The following is a 16,086-nucleotide window of genomic DNA, read 5'->3' on the forward strand; positions in this document are numbered from 1 at the left end:
CCCGCCGCCCGAATGGCCACATCAGCGCCTACAGCGGCACTAGCATGTGAGCACCGTGGGCGCCTGGAGTTTGGCGGGCGACCACTGGGCGCCCTGCTACCCTCGGCGTGGTAGGGCAACTGATTGCGATTGAGAATCGGTTTCGCGCGCGGCAGGCGCGGGACGCTCCGGCGCATTACCGCAACGGATTCCCGCAGGCCGTAGGCAGCCGTTTCGCAGACAATTTTCGCGCCCATGCATTTGTGATAACCCGCACATTGTCGCGCGCTGCAAACTGCTAGACTCAATCTGACCAATTCGCCGGAGTCCAGCGTGGCTGGTACCGCCCTCCGTGTTCGCGGGACGCATTCGTTTCGTTCCGGCGGCGCTTCGGGTGTGCGAGCGCTGCGCGCCGAATGGGTTTGCGTGCCCCTTCATTCCCTTGCCGCAACGATCCCATGTCAGCTCTCGTGCCCGCTTCTATGCCATCCGTCAGCGAATTGACCGTGAGCGGCCTGCTCCCGCACCTGGTCCGCGGCGAGTCGGGCTGGACCGCGACCTGGCGCGCGTTGACATTGCACAGCGTGTTCCAGCCGGTGCTGTCGGTCACGCATCAGTGCGTGGTCGGGTACGAGGGGCTGTTGCGCTCGTTCGATCCCGTCGGTCTGCCCGTCTCGCCCGAAGTATTGTTCTCCCGCACGCGCTCGGCCGCCGAAGCGCGCGAACTCGATCGCATCGCGCGCTGCCTGCATGTGGCGAACTTCATGGAGCAAGGCATCAGCACCGGGTGGCTATTTCTGAACACGCGCCCGCAGGTGTTCGAAACCGGCTGGCCGCAGCGCGCTTTCATCGACGAGTTGTCCGCGCATTTCGGGCTGCCGCAGGAGCGCATCGTGATCGAAGTGCTCGAGCAGCCCGCCGACGATGAATCCGCCGTCGCCAGCATGCTCGCCGCCTCGCAGCCGCGCGATTTTCTGATCGCGATCGACGACTTCGGCACCGGCTTCTCGAACTTCGATCGCGTGTGGCGCTTCCGCCCCGACATCGTCAAACTCGACCGCTCGCTCGTCGCGCGCGCAGGCAAGCGCGAGGGCGACGAATCGATGATCAGCCATCTGATCGCGATGCTGCATCAGTCGGGCACGCTCGTGCTCGCCGAAGGCGTCGAAACCGATGAAGAGCTGATGATCCTGATGCAGGCCGACGTCGATTTCGTGCAGGGGTTCTGGTTCGGTCAGCCAAAGAGCAGCGTGCTGGCCGCCTGCACGAAGGTGCCTGCGCTCGTCGCGTCGATCTGGAGCAAGTTCGCCGAGTACGAGCGTGCGCACGCCGGCCACCAGCGGCTCGGGTTCGAGGGCTTCGCGGAAGCGGTGCTGGCCGCCGTCGACACCTACAAGGCGACCGGTGACCTCGAACAGGCCGCGCAAAAGATCTGGCATCTGCCCGAAGCGCGCCGCGTGTTCCTCACCGACGGCCTGGGCGAGCAGACCCAGCCTTCGGTGACGGCGGCGTCGGTCCCGCCGCCTCCGAAGCGGCTCGCGCCGCTCTATACGGAGACGCGCAGCAACTGGTCGCGTCGCGCGTATTTCCGGCACGCGCTCGCGGCGCCGGGCCGTGTCGCGATGATGGGGCCGCATTATTCGCTCGCCGATGGTCAGGACTGCTACACCGCGGCGATCGCGTTCGAGCGCGACGGCACGCACGTGCTGTGCGTCGACTTCGTGCCGGAGGCGTCGCCGCCGGATGTGCGCACCGGCAGACGCGGCGCCAGGCGTTAGCGACCCGCGCCGCTACTCCTCCACGCGGCCGCGCCCCGACTTGACCTCGCCGCGCCTGGCCTTGCTGTCGAGTCGCCGCAGGTTCGACGCGCGGGTCGGCCGCGTCGCGACCCGATGCTTGCGGGTCACGCTGACGCTTTCGATCAGTTCATCGAGCCGCGCGAGCGCCGCCGCGCGGTTCATCTCCTGGGTCCGATGCTCCTGCGCCTTGATGATCACGACGCCGTCGCGCGTGAGCCGGTGGTCGGACAGCGCGAGCAGACGCATCTTCAGCACTTCCGGCAACGACGAGGCACGCACGTCGAAACGCAGATGGATCGCGCTCGATACCTTGTTGACGTTCTGACCACCCGCCCCCTGCGCGCGCACGGCGGTCAATTCGATTTCGTTGGGCGGGATCGGATAGCGGAATGTCATTGGTGGTAGGGAAGGAAGATGCGTCAGTGTACAAGCGCTCGACGCGAGATGCCCGAGGTGGCCAGACCCGCGCCTGCGCGCCCGGTGCAGTGCCCGGCGGCAGCGGCTTGCGAACGCTACAAAAAACCATTTGCGTCGGCCCGACCGGTTCATCGATACTGGCTCTTTCGCTTACGGCGTAAATTCATATGAAAATCCGTCCCGGTTTCGTGCTCGAATTGGCCGTCAACTTTCTGCTGCCGTGGCTTGCTTACCGGCTCGCGTTGCCGCGGGTCGGCGAGACCGGCGCGCTAATCGCGTCCGCCGTGCCGCCGCTCGTGTGGAGCGTGATCGAGCTCGCGCGCTTCAGGCGCGTCGATGCGCTCAGCGTGATGGTAGTGGCGGGCATCGTGCTGTCGGTCGCGGCCATGGCGCTCGGGGGCAGTCCGCGCATGCTGCTGTTGCGCGAGTCGCTGGTGTCCGGCGCGGTCGGCGTCGTTTTCCTGCTGTCGCTGCCGATGCGTCGTCCGCTGATCTTCTACCTCGCGCGCGCGACAGTCGCGCGCGAAATGGAAGGCGGCGCCGCGCATTTCGAGGCGCTATGGCGCGAGCGCCCCGGTCTCCCCACCGCGATGCGAACCATGACGCTCGTGTGGGGCATTGGGCTGACCGCCGAAACCGCGCTACGCGCGTGGATGGCGCTGACGTGGCCGATCGAACGCTTCCTCGTAGTGTCGCCCTTTATCGGCTACGGCATCTACGCGGGACTCGCGCTGTGGACACTGTGGTATCGCAGGACGATGCGCAGCCGCGTCGAGGCCATCGAGCGGGCGAGCGGGGTTGCCGGTTGAGCGCCGCTCGCACCACAAGTCCGCCACTTCGCTTTTTCTGCCTCCCGTCGCGCGATCAACGCGATGCTTCGGCAACCCGCGCGGCCAGCCCCGAATCACGCTGCGTCGGCGTCGCGATCGCCTGCGCGAGCACGGCCCGCGCGCCGATCACCTCGACGCGTTCGCGCGCGCGAGTAATCGCCGTATACACGAGCTCACGCGACAACACCCGGCTGAACGCCGACGGCAGCACCAGCACCGCGTGCTCGAACTCCGAACCTTGCGACTTGTGGACCGTCAGCGCGAACGCGGTGTCGTGCGGCGGCAGCGCGGCCGGCGACACCGCGCGCACACCGCCGTCGCTGGTGCGGAAGTACACGCGCAACGCGCCACCCGCGCCCGGCAGCGCAATGCCAATGTCGCCATTGAACAGACCCAGCGCGTAATCGTTGCGCGTCACCATCACCGGACGTCCGGCAAACCACTGCGCGCCGACCGCAAGCGCGACGCCCGCGGCGCGGCGCACCTCAGCCGCCATCGCCGCGTTGACCTGATCGACGCCGCGAGGTCCGAGCCGCGTCGCACAGAGGATGCGGAAGCGGTTGAGCGCGTCGAAGAGCGGCACCGGATCGGGCGTATCGACGGCGAGCGCCTTGGCAAGCGCGTCGGCGTACGGCGCGAAGCCACCGGCAAGTCTTGCGGTGGTGCGCCCGGCCAGCGTCGTGTGAGCGTCCTCGTGCAGCGCCGCGGCGCAGACCTCGGTCGGGTCGATCTGCAATACGTCGAGCGCCGCGCTCGGTGAGCCGTTGCGAATCGCGACGGACAAACGGCCGATCGGCGACTCGAGGCCGAACCGGTAGTTGCGCTCGAGCCAGACGACGCAGTCCGCGAGCGGGTCGCGTTGGTTCGCCGATCGCATATCGCGGTCCGCCTGCTCGCCCGTCGCCGAGGTCACGTTGTCACCGAACAGATCGCCCGACGTGGGTAGCTCGAAGGTCTGCAGTGCCTCGGGTGGCACAAAGAAATCGTCCAACGGTGCTTCATCGGCCTCACTCGACGCCCGCGGCAAAGCCCGCGCGAGCCGCGCCTCGTCGATGTCGAGCGCCTGCGCGACCCGTCGCAATCCGCCCGCGCTCAACGCCGGCCGCGCGCTGAGTTCGGCGAACACCGCGCCGGCTTCGACCGCGGCGAGCTGGTCCTTGTCACCGAGCATCACGAGCCGCGTTTGCGGTGCGATCGCGTCGAGCAGAAGCGTTGCCATCGCGACGTCGATCATCGACGCCTCGTCGATCACGACCACGTCATATGGCAACGGATTATCGCGATGATGCCGGAAGCGCCCGCCCGGCCCCGACCCCAGCAGTCGATGCAGCGTGTACGACGTCTGCGGCAAACGCGCGGCGAGTTCGGGCGGAAGGTCGCCCGCGCGCGCAAGCAACGCTTCCTGCATCCGTTGCGCCGCCTTGCCGGTCGGCGCCGCCAGCGCGATGCGCAAATCGGCGCGCGCATCGAGCAGACACGCGAGCACGCCGACCACGGTCGTGGTCTTGCCGGTTCCCGGGCCGCCGCTGACGATCGTCAGCCGCCCCGACAGCGCCATCACGGCCGCGACGCGCTGCCAGTCGACGTCGTCGTCGTTCGGCGGGCCAAAGTAGCGCAGCAGGCGTTCGCGCAAAGTGGCGGGGGCGGGGGCGGTGTCGGCGCCGGCGTTCGCGGCGTTCGCCTCGCCCGTCGCATGCGCGACCAGGGCGTGGGCCAGGCGCCGCTCGTAGTCGTAGTAGCGCGCCAGATAAAGACGCCCCTGAGCGTCGATCACGAGCGGCCGCAACGTCGCCGCGTCCGTTCCGTCCGGTGCGTCCGCCGCGCCATCGCTTGCCATGCCGCTCGCGAGCAGCGCTGCGCGCACTTCGGCGCTCGACGCGTCGAAGCGGCGCGCGAGCGTCGCGAGCGGCACGCACACGTGCCCTTCGGCGGTCGCGCGGCTCGCGGCGAACGCGGCGCGAGCGGCCCACCTCACCACCTCGGTCGATGCGCCACCGCGCCGCGCGAGCATGCCGATACGGCGCGCGAACCCTTCGGCGAGCGCGATGCTGAAATCGGCCGGCGCGGGCAGGTTGACGCCGATGTCTTCGAGCCCGAGCGGCGCGGCCGTGCGCTCATCCAGCGTGCCGGGCGTGCTCATGCGCCACCTCCGATCATCGCCGCGTCGAGCAGCGCCACCAGTTCGAACGGCGCACGCCGCCTGTGCACACCGGCGGCGCCGTCGACATCGCGCCAGTCGGGCCGCACGCCGCGCACGAACAGATACAGGTAGCCGCCGATATGCGTGTCGTATGCATAGTCGCGCACGCGCGTCTTCAGATAGCGATGCAGCGCGACCGTATAAAGCAGCGCCTGCAGGTGGTACGCGTGACTCGTCATCGCCGCTTCGAGCGGCGCGGCCGCGTAGTCGGCGGCGGTGTCGCCGAGATGGTTCGACTTCCAGTCGACGATCCAGAAGCGGCCGTCGTGCTCGACGATCATGTCGATAAATCCTTTGACGAACCCTCGCAGCACGCCGGGCTCCAGCGCGACGTCGGGATAGTCGTATTCGATCAGCAGCTCGCGCAGCGCCGGAAAATCCAGCGACGGGGCCGCGAACAGAAACTCGAGTTCGTTCAGGCGCCGACGCGGATCGAGCCGCGCGAGCGTCATGCCCGGCACGAGTTCGGTAGAGACGACGTCGGCGATCAGCCGATGCATCATCGCGGGCAAGCGCACGGCGAGCTCGGGCGCGGCCGGCGCCGGACGCTCGCGCAGCGCGCCGCGGATCGCGTCGGGCCAGGTGCGCGCCTCGGTGAAATCGGCGAGTTCGAACATGCGATGCAGGCAATCGCCGGCCGCCGCGCCGCGCGGGAACGCGAGGATGTCGTCGTCGGCATGCGGCGGGGCGCTCGCCGCGGCGAGCGGCGTGAGCAGCGGCGCGGAGGGTAGCGCATCGGCGATTTCATCGTGGTCGGGCCGCACGTCTTCCTGCGGCACGTGCGCGTGCGCATCCCCGCTCCTGCCGCCGGCCGCGATCAGGCCGCTGAAACTCGCCATGCGCCACTGATCGCGCAACGGCCGCCGATTCGCGCGCGCGTGCAGATGCGCGCCCTGATCCCGCAGACTTTCGAGCGGCACGCGGCGCGTCACTTCGGGCAGCGCGCCTAACGTGACCGGTCCGCCCGCGAGCGCCTGCCAGCTAGCCGCGAGCGCGGCTTCGTCGGGCGGCTCGGCGAGCCATGCGTCGAACGTGTGACCGCTGCCGCCGACGAGCCAGTTCAGCACGCTGCGCCGCGACTCCTTCGTCGAGCGCGACGACAGATACGTGCCCGCGACGAGATAGCAGCGATACACCGCGCGCGTGAGCGCCACATAGACGAGCCGCGCGCGTTCCGCCGCCTGCTCGCGCACCGCGGAACGCGAGGCGCGCTCGGCTTCCTCTTCGTCGCAGCCGTAGTGCAGCACCGCGTCGCCGCTGTCGTCGTGATACTCGCGCGCGTCGGGCAAGCCCGACGATGGCGGCTCGCGCAAGCCGCCATCGTTCAGAAACGGACAGAACACGACCGCGTATTCGAGTCCCTTCGATTTATGGACCGTGACGATCTGCACGAGATTGCGATCCGACTCGAGCCGCAGTTGCGCCTCGTCACCGCCGCCCTGCTCGCGCTGCGCGGCGAGCCAGCGCAAGGTAGGCGCGATGCCGGGCTGGGTGGCCGCGCGCGCCTGTACGAGCTCGGCGAGATGGTTCAGGTTGGTCAGCCGGCGCTCGCCGTCGACACCCGCGACGAGCCGCTGCGCGACGCGCAGCTCGCGCATCAGCGTGCGCCACATCACCGCGAAGCCGCGTTCGTGCCACAGCATCCGGTAGCGCGAAAAACGCTCGACCCAGCCCATCGCGTCGGCGGAATCAAGCGCTGGCGCGGGTTCGTCAACGGCCTCGGCCGCGGGCGCATCGGCGACCTGCGTGAGACGCCACAGCGCGGCGCCATCGAGCCCGAGCCAGTCGGTGGCGAGCGCGGCGCGCAGGCGACGCAGATCGCCGGGCGTGTCGATGGCGGCCAGCACGCGCTCGATCTGCTCGGCGTCGAGCGTCGCGAACACCGACGCCTGCGCAAGCTCCACGCTGCCGACGCCCCACGCCGCGAGCACGCGTTTGACGAGGCTGCCCTGCTTGTGCGTCTGCACGAGCACGGCGATATCGCCCGGTGCGAGCGGCTTGTCGCCGATCGTCACGACACCTTGGCGCGCCCCTCGCAAAAGCCGTACGATCTCGGCCGCGCACGCTTCGCTCGCGGCGCGCTGCGCGCTGCGTTTGTCCAGCGGGGTTTCGCCGCGCGGCAACGTCCAGATGCGGAAATCGCCGCCGCTCGCGTCGGGATCGGTAAACGGCGCGCGGCGCCGCTCGCCCGCACGCACTGGCTGATAGTCGAGCCCGTCGAGCACGAACGCCTGGCGGTTCGCTTCGAAGATCCGGTTGCACGCCTCGACGATCGGTGCGGTCGAACGCTGGTTGACCGCGAGCGTGTAGCACGCGGACGCCGACTCGCGCGCCGCGAGATACGTATGCAGATCCGCCGCGCGAAAACTGTAGATCGCCTGCTTCGGATCGCCGACGAGGAACAGCGGTCCCGCCGGCGCGAAGATGCGGCTGAAGATCGCGAATTGCAGCGGATCGGTGTCCTGGAACTCGTCGATCAGCGCGGCCGGATAGCGGCTACGCAATGCATCGGCGAGCCAGGCATGCGCGGCCAGTGCGCGATACAGATTCGCGAGCAGATCGTCGAACGATACAACGCGGCGCGTGCGCTTGCGCGCAACCAACTCGGCCGGCGCGTAGTCGAGCCATGTCTGCACCAGCGCGAGCCAGCGCGCGCGCTGCGCGGCCTCGGCGGCGACCACGGCCGCGGCCAGCGCGTCGGCATGCTCGAAGAACGGATGTGCGGGCGGCTCGAACTTGACCTTGGTTGCCTTCTTCAACGCCGACGCCGTTAGCTTCAGCGCGGCGCGCGGCGGCGGCGCATGGCAGTCGCCCTGCGCGAAGTAGTCGGTCCACGCGGCGATCGCGGCGCTCACGTGATCGGGCTTGTGCGTGGTCTTGCTCAGGCGCTCCTGTGCCTCTGCCAGTAGCGCGACGATCGCGTCGCGTTCGGCCCGCCAGATCGCGCACGCGACATCGAAGCCGGCCTGCGGATCGGCGCTTGCGCCGGCCGCGTCGACGCTGCCCCAGCGCAATTGCGCGAGCGGCTTTTTCAGGCGCCGGGCCAGCTGCTCGCCGAGCGACGCGGGACCGGCGCGCCTGGCCACCAGCCACGCGGCGAACGCCGGATGCGCATGCGCGACCGGCTCGACCTGCTCGCGCCAGAAATCTGCGGCGAGTTCGAAACGCAGCGCCGCGTCGTCGGCTTCCATCTCGAACGCGAATGGCATCGCGGCCGCGAACGGCGCTTCCTGCAAGGCGCGCTGACAGAACGCGTGGATCGTGTGGATCGCAGCCTGATCGAACGTGCGCAGCGCGCGGCGCACGACCTTCAACGCGGCCTCGCGCTCGATACCGCGCTCCGGCGCGAGCGTCGTTTCGAACAGCCGGCGGATGAACGGATCGTCACCGTCGTCGTCCATCTCGATCGCGCGATGCAGTTCCGCGAGACGGCCGCGTATGCGCTCGTGCAGCTCCGCGGTCGCCGCCTTCGTGAACGTGACGACGAGAATCTGATCCGCGTTCAGGTTCTTTTCCAGCAGCAGCCGCACGTACAGCGCGCAGATGTTCCACGTCTTGCCGGTGCCCGCCGACGCTTCGATCTGGTTCACGCCGTCGAGCGGACATGCGAACACGTCGAGTTCGTCGGCGGCGAGGCTTTGATGGCGCAGCGCGTCGCTCATGAGGCGCTCCGCAAATGCTGGATCAGTGGCTTGAAGACGATCGCGGCGAGGCTGCCGAACGGTTCGTCGAGCGTGAGCGGTGTGCCGCGCAGCGCGATGCGCAACGCGGGGTCGTCGGATTCGCCGCGCACGCGGTCGTTGACCCATACGCCTTGCGCCGCCGATTCGCTTTCGCTGAGCCGCGCCCATGCGCTTTTCGGGAAAAAGCGCAGCGGCAGCCGGCGGCCGGCATGGAAGAGCGCAGCCAACGGCGCGAGTTCGTCGAGCGGAGCCGCGACGGGCGCGAGCTCGAAGCTCTCGCCGCTGCCGTGCCATACGGTGCGGCGCGGGCCGTCCGGCTGCGCCGCGCAATAGACCAGATGCGCGAGCCACGCGGACAGATAGTCGCGCGCACTGGCTTTGGCATAACGAAAGATCACTTGTCCCGTTCCGGTCAGCAGGTTCAACGTGCCGCGCAAATGCAGCGGCGTTTCGGCGGACTCGAGCAACAGCGCGTCGTAGTCGCCAAACAGGGAGACGGCTCTCTCGGTGCCATCGCCGCCTTGCGGCCAGCGCGGCGAGACGTCGAGCACGAACGGCAAACGCTCGACGCCCGCGGCCACTTCGCGCCGCACGCTTTGCGCCAACTGCCGCAGCGCGGACAATTCGCGCGCGCGCCACACCGCGCCGGTCGCGCCGCCGGGCAACTCGGGGCTCGCCTCGGCGATGCGCTGCACGCGGCTATACATCACCTCGTCGTCGGTGCCGGCGTCTAGCAGCACCGGCAGCACGCGCTCGGCGAGTGCGTCGCGGCCCGCATAGTCGAGATCGAACGGCTCGGTGTCGAGCAACTCGCCCTGCGCATCCGACAACGCGATTCCGAGCCGGTCGCGCAGCAGTGCGCGTGCCGGATGACGCCAGAAGCGCACGAAGTCGTCGAACTCCACCTCGTGCATATCTTCCGGCGGCAGCGGTTGATCGAAGAACGGCGTGGCGGCGGCATGCTGCGGTTCGGCAAGCAGCGTGGCCAGTTCGGCGCGACTGGCGTCGTAGGTGAACAGGTCGGGCTTCGCCGCGAAGTAGTCCGACGCGAACGCCTGCAATGGATGCTCGACGATGAACTCGCGCCGCGCGCTGTCGATCTCGGCCGGACTCGCGTCCTCGCCCGCCGACACCTGCGCGAGATGATCGAGCAGTTCGTCGACGAGCGCGGCCGGCGGCAGCGGCGCGTTATCGCGAATGCTGCGGCCGGTGTAGGCGATGAAGAGCCGCTCGCGCGCGGCGAGCAGCAGATCGAGGAACAGATTGCGCTCGTCGTCGCGGCGCTGACGGTCGCCGGCCTTGCCAAACGCGGCCATCAGATCGAATTCGTCGGCGCGTGCGAGCGACGGCAACACACCGTCGTCCATGCCGAGCAGGCAGACCACGCGGAACGGCAAACCGCGCAAGCTCGTCAGCGAAGAAAACGTCACGCTGCCCCACGGCACGCCGCCGCGTGCGGGGTCGTCGAGCGCTTCGGTGAGCGCGGTGCGCACCACCGACGCCGGCAGCAACACAACATGCGCGCCGGCCTGCATCGCGGCGCTCATCGCATCGAGCGCGTCGCGCACGGCCGCGAGCGAATCGGCGAACTCGACGCCGCCGTCGAAGCACTGCCCGAGCGTTTCGAGCAGCAGTTGCGACCAGTCGGACGGCGTGCGCTCGATCGCGCAGCTCGCCGCGAAGCTGTCGATGTCGTCGACGAAACGCGACAGACGGCCCAGCAGTTCAGCATCCGAACCGCCCGCGCCTTCGACCGGCAGCCACGCATCGACCGGCTCGCCGCCTGCCGGCATCGCGTAGCCGAGGTACAGGCGCGTCAGCGCATCGGCGAACGTATGACGCGCGACCGGCACGTGCTCGCCGACCGGTTCGAGCGGCGCGAGCCCGCGCCGCGCGCCGGCGGCCGCGAGCCATTCCTGCGCGGCTTCGAGCGAATTCGCATCGATGCCGTAGCGCACCGCGACCGCATCGACGCGCAGCCATTCGATCAGATCCGGCGCGCCGACGCTGCGCTCGGGCAGCGCGAGCCAGTCGAGCAATAGACGCGCGGCGGGATTGGCCTGCGACGGCGGCAAGCCGGTAATGCGGTACGGAATGCGGCGCGTATCGCCGGCGGGCGTGGTGCCGAACACCGCATCGATCAGCGGACCGGCCGCCGCGAGATCGGACACGGCGACCAGCACGTCGGACGGCTGCAGATCGTCGAATTCGTCGAACCAGCCGAGCAGGCGATCGTGCAGCACTTCGAGCTGCCGGGACAGGCTATGACAGACGTGCACCTCGATACCGCGCTCGATAGGCAACTCGTCGGCATCGGCTTCATTGCGCAAAGCGAGGATGCCGTTCTGCACGGCGGCGAGCCAGCTCGGCTCCGGGTTTTCGGTGAAGTCGCCGGTCTCGGCCGATGCGGCGCTTTCGGTCAGCTCGTGCAGCATATGCAGCTGCGCCTGAGTCTGGCGGCCCCATTCGGCGAGCAGCGGATGTCCGACTTCCTGATAGTCGAGTTGCCCCGCCGCGTCGAGTGCCTGCACGCGCCCTTCGCTGACCACGTCGAACCAGAACTCGCGGCACGGGTTCATCACGTACAGACGCACGTCGATCCAGCGCGACAGCGCGCGCAGCAACGCGATATGCAGCGGCGGCATGGTCGGCAGCGCGAACACGCTGACCGCCTCGGGCCATTGCGCGTTCGAGATCGCCTCGAGATCGAGCGCGGCGATTTCATCGAGAAACCGATACGCGGGCGGCAGCGCGGCCGCGGATGTTTGCGCATGACCGCCGGCTTGCGCGAGCTCGGCGAGCACCGCGCGCCACAGCGCCGCCTGCCAGCGCTCGTCCTCGCGCGCCGCGTCGCTCGCGCCGGTCAGACGCGGACCGGTGTCGTCAGCCGCGCCGCTCGCGAAGATCGAGCCGCCCTTATGCCATTGCAGCAGCCATTCGGGGCGATAGGTCAGATAGTGATCGAGCACGGTCGCGACGCGCCGCGCGAGTTCGTAGCGCATCGACGCGTCGGCCGCATCGAGATAGGTGCGCAGGCGCGGCGAGGCGTTCCACGGCAGCGCTTCGTCTGAGTCGTCGAGCAGCCGGTAGCAGCGCCACACGAGCCGGTCCGGCGCGAACGGCGAATGCTTCGGTACCTCGATCACGCCGCCGATCTGCGCCCACAGCCATTGCGCGAGATAACCAAAATTAACGTTCGCGCAGATGCCCTGGCGCGCGGCGATATCGAGCTCGAGCCGCCGGCGCACGGCCGCGCTCGGCACGATCACGGGCCGCGCGGTCCACGGGTCGGACGGCGCTTGCGCGAGGTCGCCGAGCAGCGCGCCCACCAGCGTTTCGTAGCGGTTCGAGTAGAAGAGCTGAAGCATGTATTCCAGATCACATTTGGCACGCTGATGGCCCGCGAACGATGCGCGCGAGCCACGGCGGACATTGAAGCGACAGCATAACAAACCCATCCCCAGGGCATCACCTGGCCGAATGGACGAGGTCAGAACGCGCGCAAAATCAGTTAGACTCGACGGCAGTTTCGCGCTGTCTTTCCAACTGCGGTTTTCTCGGTGAATGGATTCAGGTAGTCGATGCGCTATTCGGTCGAAATAAGAAAATTCCTTTATAGCCAGTATTTTTATGGCGGCCTGCGCATCGCGGTCGGCGTGTCGTTACCGGCCATCCTGTGCCTGATCGTGTTCCACGATCGCGAGCTCGGCTTCACGATCGCGACCGGCGCGCTCGGCGCCTGCGTCGTCGACATGCCGGGCCCGCTCAAGTACAAGCACAACGAGATGCTGGCCTGCTCGGTGATCGGCTTTCTGTCCGCGCTCGCCACCGGCCTCGCCACCGTCAATCCAATCGCGCTGTGGTGCACGGTCGTGCCGCTCACGTTCGTGCTGTCGCTAATCGTCGTTTACGGCAATCGCTGGCCGCAGATCAGCTTCGCGACGCTGTTCATGATGATCATGACGCTGGAGGAGCACTTCACGCCCTTGCAGGCGCTCGTCAACGCGTCGTGGATCCTGCTCGGCGGCCTCTGGTACACGTACTGGTCGACCTTCGTGAGCCGCTGGATGATGCATCGGATCGAGCAGCAGGCGCTCGCCGAAAGCGTGTTCGCGTGCGCGGACTATCTGCTCGCGCGCGCCGCCTTCTACGATCTCGACAGCGATCTCGACGAGTGCTATCGCAACCTCGTCGACAAGCAGATCTCCGCAGTCGATCGCCAGGACGCCGCGCGCGACATCGTGCTGCGCAATCTGCCCAAGTTGAAGCGCGGCAAGCTCGAACCACGCCGCGCCATGCTGTACAACCTGTTCATCAATACCGTCGATTTGCACGAGCTGTTCGTCGGCGCGCAAACCGATTACACGCTCGTGCGCAGCACGTTCGGCGGCTCCGATCTGCTGATGTTCTATCGCGATCTGATCCGCAAGGCGGCCGAAGATCTCGAGGAGATCGGCCTCGCGGTGCTGCAGAATCAGGCGCCGCGAAAGCGCGTGAACGTGAAGGCGGAATTGCGCGCGATCGAGTATGAAATCGAACTGATGCGCAAGCAGGAGCTGCCGACGCAGAACCCGGAGGCGTATTCGGCCGTGTCGTCGAATTTCCGCCGCATCTGGAGCGCCACGCGGCTGATCGACAAGATGCGCCGAAGCCTCGCCACCGAGCCGAGCCCGACCGAAACCGAACTGCGCATCGACCAGGCGCTGGGCCGCTTCGTGTCGAGCCGGCGCGTGCCATTCGGGCAGATCCTGTCGAATCTGACGATGGCCTCGCCGAGCTTTCGCCACGCGTTGCGCGTGACGATCGCGGTCGCCGTGGGCTTCTGGCTCGGCCGCCTGCTGCCGCTCACGAACGCGTACTGGATCGTGATGACCACCGTGATCATTCTGAAGCCCGGCTACTCGCTGACCAAGCAGCGCAACGGGCAGCGGATCATCGGCACGCTGATCGGCTGCGCGGCGAGCATCGCGCTGATCATCTTCGTGAAGGAGCCGCACATCCTGATGGTCGTGATGTTCGCGTCGATGGTGATGAGCTACAGCCTGCTGCTGTTCAACTACGCGGCCAGCGTCGTGTTCACGTCATCGTATGTGCTGCTGCTGTTCCATCTGCTCGCGCCGGGCAGCATGCGCATCATCGGCGAGCGCGCGATCGACACCGTAGTCGGCTGCGCGATCGCGATCGCGGCGAGCCACCTGTTCCCGTACTGGGAGTACCGCTTGATGGGCAAGCTCGTCAACAACATGATCAGCGCGACGCGGCAGTATCTCGAAGCGAGCTGGTGGTGGAGCGGCAAACCGGCCGCGGCGGTGGTCGCGGTCGTGACCGAAGCGGGCGCGCGCGCGCCGGCGGCGGCGATGGCGGATCCGGCGACTGGCTTTGGCGGCCCGGCGCTCGCCGTCGCCGGAGCCGGAGCCGGAGCCGAAGTGGCGAGTGGCGTCCGTGCGCGCGGCGCTGGGCGCGCCAGCTTGGCACGGCCGGTCGCCGACGCCGATGCCGAGGCGAACGCGGGCGAGGCCGGTCATGACACCACCACGATCCGCAACGCGACCGCGCGCCCGGCAAGCGGTGCATCGGCCGCCGCTGCCGCCGCGGCGACCGCGCTCGACCGCGATTACCGCTATCGGCTCGCGCGCAAGAACGTTCACATTGCGTTCGCGAATCTCGGTCAGGCGTTCCAGCGGATGATGCTCGAACCGAAGTCCGCGCAGAAGTTCGTGCCGGAGTTGAACGGTCTGCTGGTGCGCAGCCATGTGCTCGCGTCGCAGATCACGGCCGCCGCGCCGCTGTTGCGCACTTCCGCGCAACAGCAGCAACGGGTCGAGGATATCTCGCTACAGCCGCTGCAGCGCGCTTTGAGCCTCGTGCGCGACAACCTGAGCGCCGCCGAAGCCGGCACCGCGTTGCCCGCCGAGCAGGGCGAGCAGATCAAACTGATGACTCGCGAGCTCGATGCGATGGTCGTCGAAACGGAGAAATCGCCGGACTATACGGCCGATGCCGTGCATGACACGAAGCTGCTCGCGCATCAATGCAAGCAGATGCTCGCGGCGTCCGCGCAGATTCGCAAGGACGCGAGCATGATCCGGCTGCCGGAGGAGTGAAGCAGGAAGCGCGCGGGCGTTATTGCGCGGCGCCGCTCGCCGGTTTCATCGCGGCGGCCGCCGCGGCAGCCTCCGAAGCCACCGGCGGCACCTGCGTGGGCTGGCTGTCGAACTCGTGCTTTTCGCGGATCGCGTTATAGAACAGCGTGGCGATCACCAGCAGGATCGCCGCCACGATAAAGACGGAGATGCCAAAGGTCGGATTCTTCTTGCGCGGCGGTCGGGTCATGAAGCGGGCTCGGTTCGCGAAGCAGTCGCGGATGGGTCGGAGAAGGCGGCATTCTACGCCCAGTGGGCTTGCACGCGGCTTGCACCCGAGGGGAGCGGTATGGATGCGTTGTGGCGCGTTTACTGTCGAGGCAGCAAGCGGCGCTCCTGGCGGCACCCGGTCTGCCTCGGGTTGCTGCTGGTGATTTGGTCTGTGCTCTCCCGCCGCCTTAAATGCATCGACCACGTCGCCATCGTAGCGAAGCGTGTTCCGTTCGTTCGTCACCGCCCCATCACATGCCGCGCGTTAGCCGTTATTTGTGACAGTCACAAACGGCCGCACCGGCAACGCCGTCGAATACTTGATCTGCTCCATCGCAAAGCTGGAACTCACGTCGTACAGCGGCACGGCCGTGATCAACTGCTTGTAGATCCGGTCGTAGTCGTCGATATCGGAGACCACCACGCGCAGCAGATAGTCGGTCTCGCCGCTCATCCGGTAGACCTCGACCACTTCTGGAATATCGCGCACCGCTTGCGTAAATGCGGCGGCCCATGTCTCCGTGTGCTGATTCGTCCGCACCGCCACGAACACGGTGGTCCCGACACCGAGCTTGCGCGCGTCGCACAGCGCCACCTGCGCGCGAATCACGCCCGCCTCCTTCAGGCGCTGCAGCCGCTTCCAGCAAGGCGTCTGTGACAGGTTCACGCGCTGCGCGAGTTCGGCGATCGGCATTGTCGCGTCTGCCTGCAGCAATTCGAGCAGCTTCCGATCGATGATATCCATACTCATACCACCACCTCTAATAGGAAATTATTCTACTTTTCTGACGGTCGAGGAAATTATATGGAAACTCTTTCTCCGGG

General features: G+C 67.7%; 9 protein-coding genes. 3 read left to right on the forward strand and 6 right to left on the reverse strand.

Going from position 1 to position 16,086, the window contains the following annotated elements; translation table 11 throughout:
* Nucleotides 1-461: 461 nt before the first annotated feature.
* Nucleotides 462-1,757: an EAL domain-containing protein gene (locus OKW44_RS27990; RefSeq protein ID WP_018418373.1), complete on the forward strand. Its 1,296-nt coding sequence runs from the start codon at nt 462-464 to the stop codon at nt 1,755-1,757.
* 12 nt (nt 1,758-1,769) lie between these two features.
* Here the strand turns inward: OKW44_RS27990 and arfB are convergent, their stop codons facing one another.
* On the reverse strand, nt 1,770-2,174 hold the full coding sequence (gene arfB / locus OKW44_RS27995) for an alternative ribosome rescue aminoacyl-tRNA hydrolase ArfB (RefSeq protein WP_018418374.1): 405 nt from the start codon (nt 2,172-2,174) through the stop codon (nt 1,770-1,772).
* Nucleotides 2,175-2,362: 188 nt separating this feature from the next.
* Between arfB and OKW44_RS28000 the strand changes: the two genes are divergently transcribed.
* Nucleotides 2,363-3,004 (forward strand): VC0807 family protein, encoded by a 642-nt coding sequence (locus OKW44_RS28000; protein ID WP_018418375.1) that lies wholly within the window; start codon nt 2,363-2,365, stop codon nt 3,002-3,004.
* 55 nt (nt 3,005-3,059) lie between these two features.
* Here the strand turns inward: OKW44_RS28000 and OKW44_RS28005 are convergent, their stop codons facing one another.
* From OKW44_RS28005 to recC, 3 genes are read right to left on the reverse strand one after another with little or no spacing between them, the layout of a single operon-like run.
* Nucleotides 3,060-5,165, reverse strand: a complete 2,106-nt coding sequence (locus OKW44_RS28005; protein ID WP_018418376.1) for an AAA family ATPase — start codon at nt 5,163-5,165, stop codon at nt 3,060-3,062.
* A complete protein-coding gene (gene recB, locus OKW44_RS28010) occupies nt 5,162-8,887 on the reverse strand; it encodes an exodeoxyribonuclease V subunit beta (protein ID WP_018418377.1) in 3,726 nt (1,241 codons plus the stop codon). Before recB ends, OKW44_RS28005 begins: the two co-directional genes overlap by 4 nt.
* Nucleotides 8,884-12,276, reverse strand: coding sequence for an exodeoxyribonuclease V subunit gamma (recC, locus tag OKW44_RS28015; protein ID WP_018418378.1), 3,393 nt, complete (start codon nt 12,274-12,276; stop codon nt 8,884-8,886). Before recC ends, recB begins: the two co-directional genes overlap by 4 nt.
* Nucleotides 12,277-12,489: 213 nt before the next feature.
* Here recC and OKW44_RS28020 point away from each other — a divergent pair, with 213 nt between their 5' ends.
* Nucleotides 12,490-15,012: an FUSC family protein gene (locus tag OKW44_RS28020; RefSeq protein WP_018418379.1), complete on the forward strand. Its 2,523-nt coding sequence runs from the start codon at nt 12,490-12,492 to the stop codon at nt 15,010-15,012.
* A 19-nt stretch (nt 15,013-15,031) separates the two neighbouring features.
* Here the strand turns inward: OKW44_RS28020 and OKW44_RS28025 are convergent, their stop codons facing one another.
* Both OKW44_RS28025 and OKW44_RS28030 read right to left on the reverse strand, forming a co-directional pair.
* Nucleotides 15,032-15,241 carry a hypothetical protein gene (locus OKW44_RS28025; RefSeq protein ID WP_018418380.1) on the reverse strand — a complete coding sequence of 70 codons (210 nt, stop codon included), beginning with the start codon at nt 15,239-15,241 and terminating at the stop codon, nt 15,032-15,034.
* Between the two features lie 285 nt (nt 15,242-15,526).
* On the reverse strand, nt 15,527-16,012 hold the full coding sequence (locus tag OKW44_RS28030; RefSeq protein ID WP_035470107.1) for an Lrp/AsnC family transcriptional regulator: 486 nt from the start codon (nt 16,010-16,012) through the stop codon (nt 15,527-15,529).
* Between the last annotated feature and the right edge of the window lie 74 nt (nt 16,013-16,086).

It is taken from the genome of Paraburkholderia lebeckiae (assembly GCF_050436325.1).
GTDB lineage: Bacteria > Pseudomonadota > Gammaproteobacteria > Burkholderiales > Burkholderiaceae > Paraburkholderia > Paraburkholderia tuberum.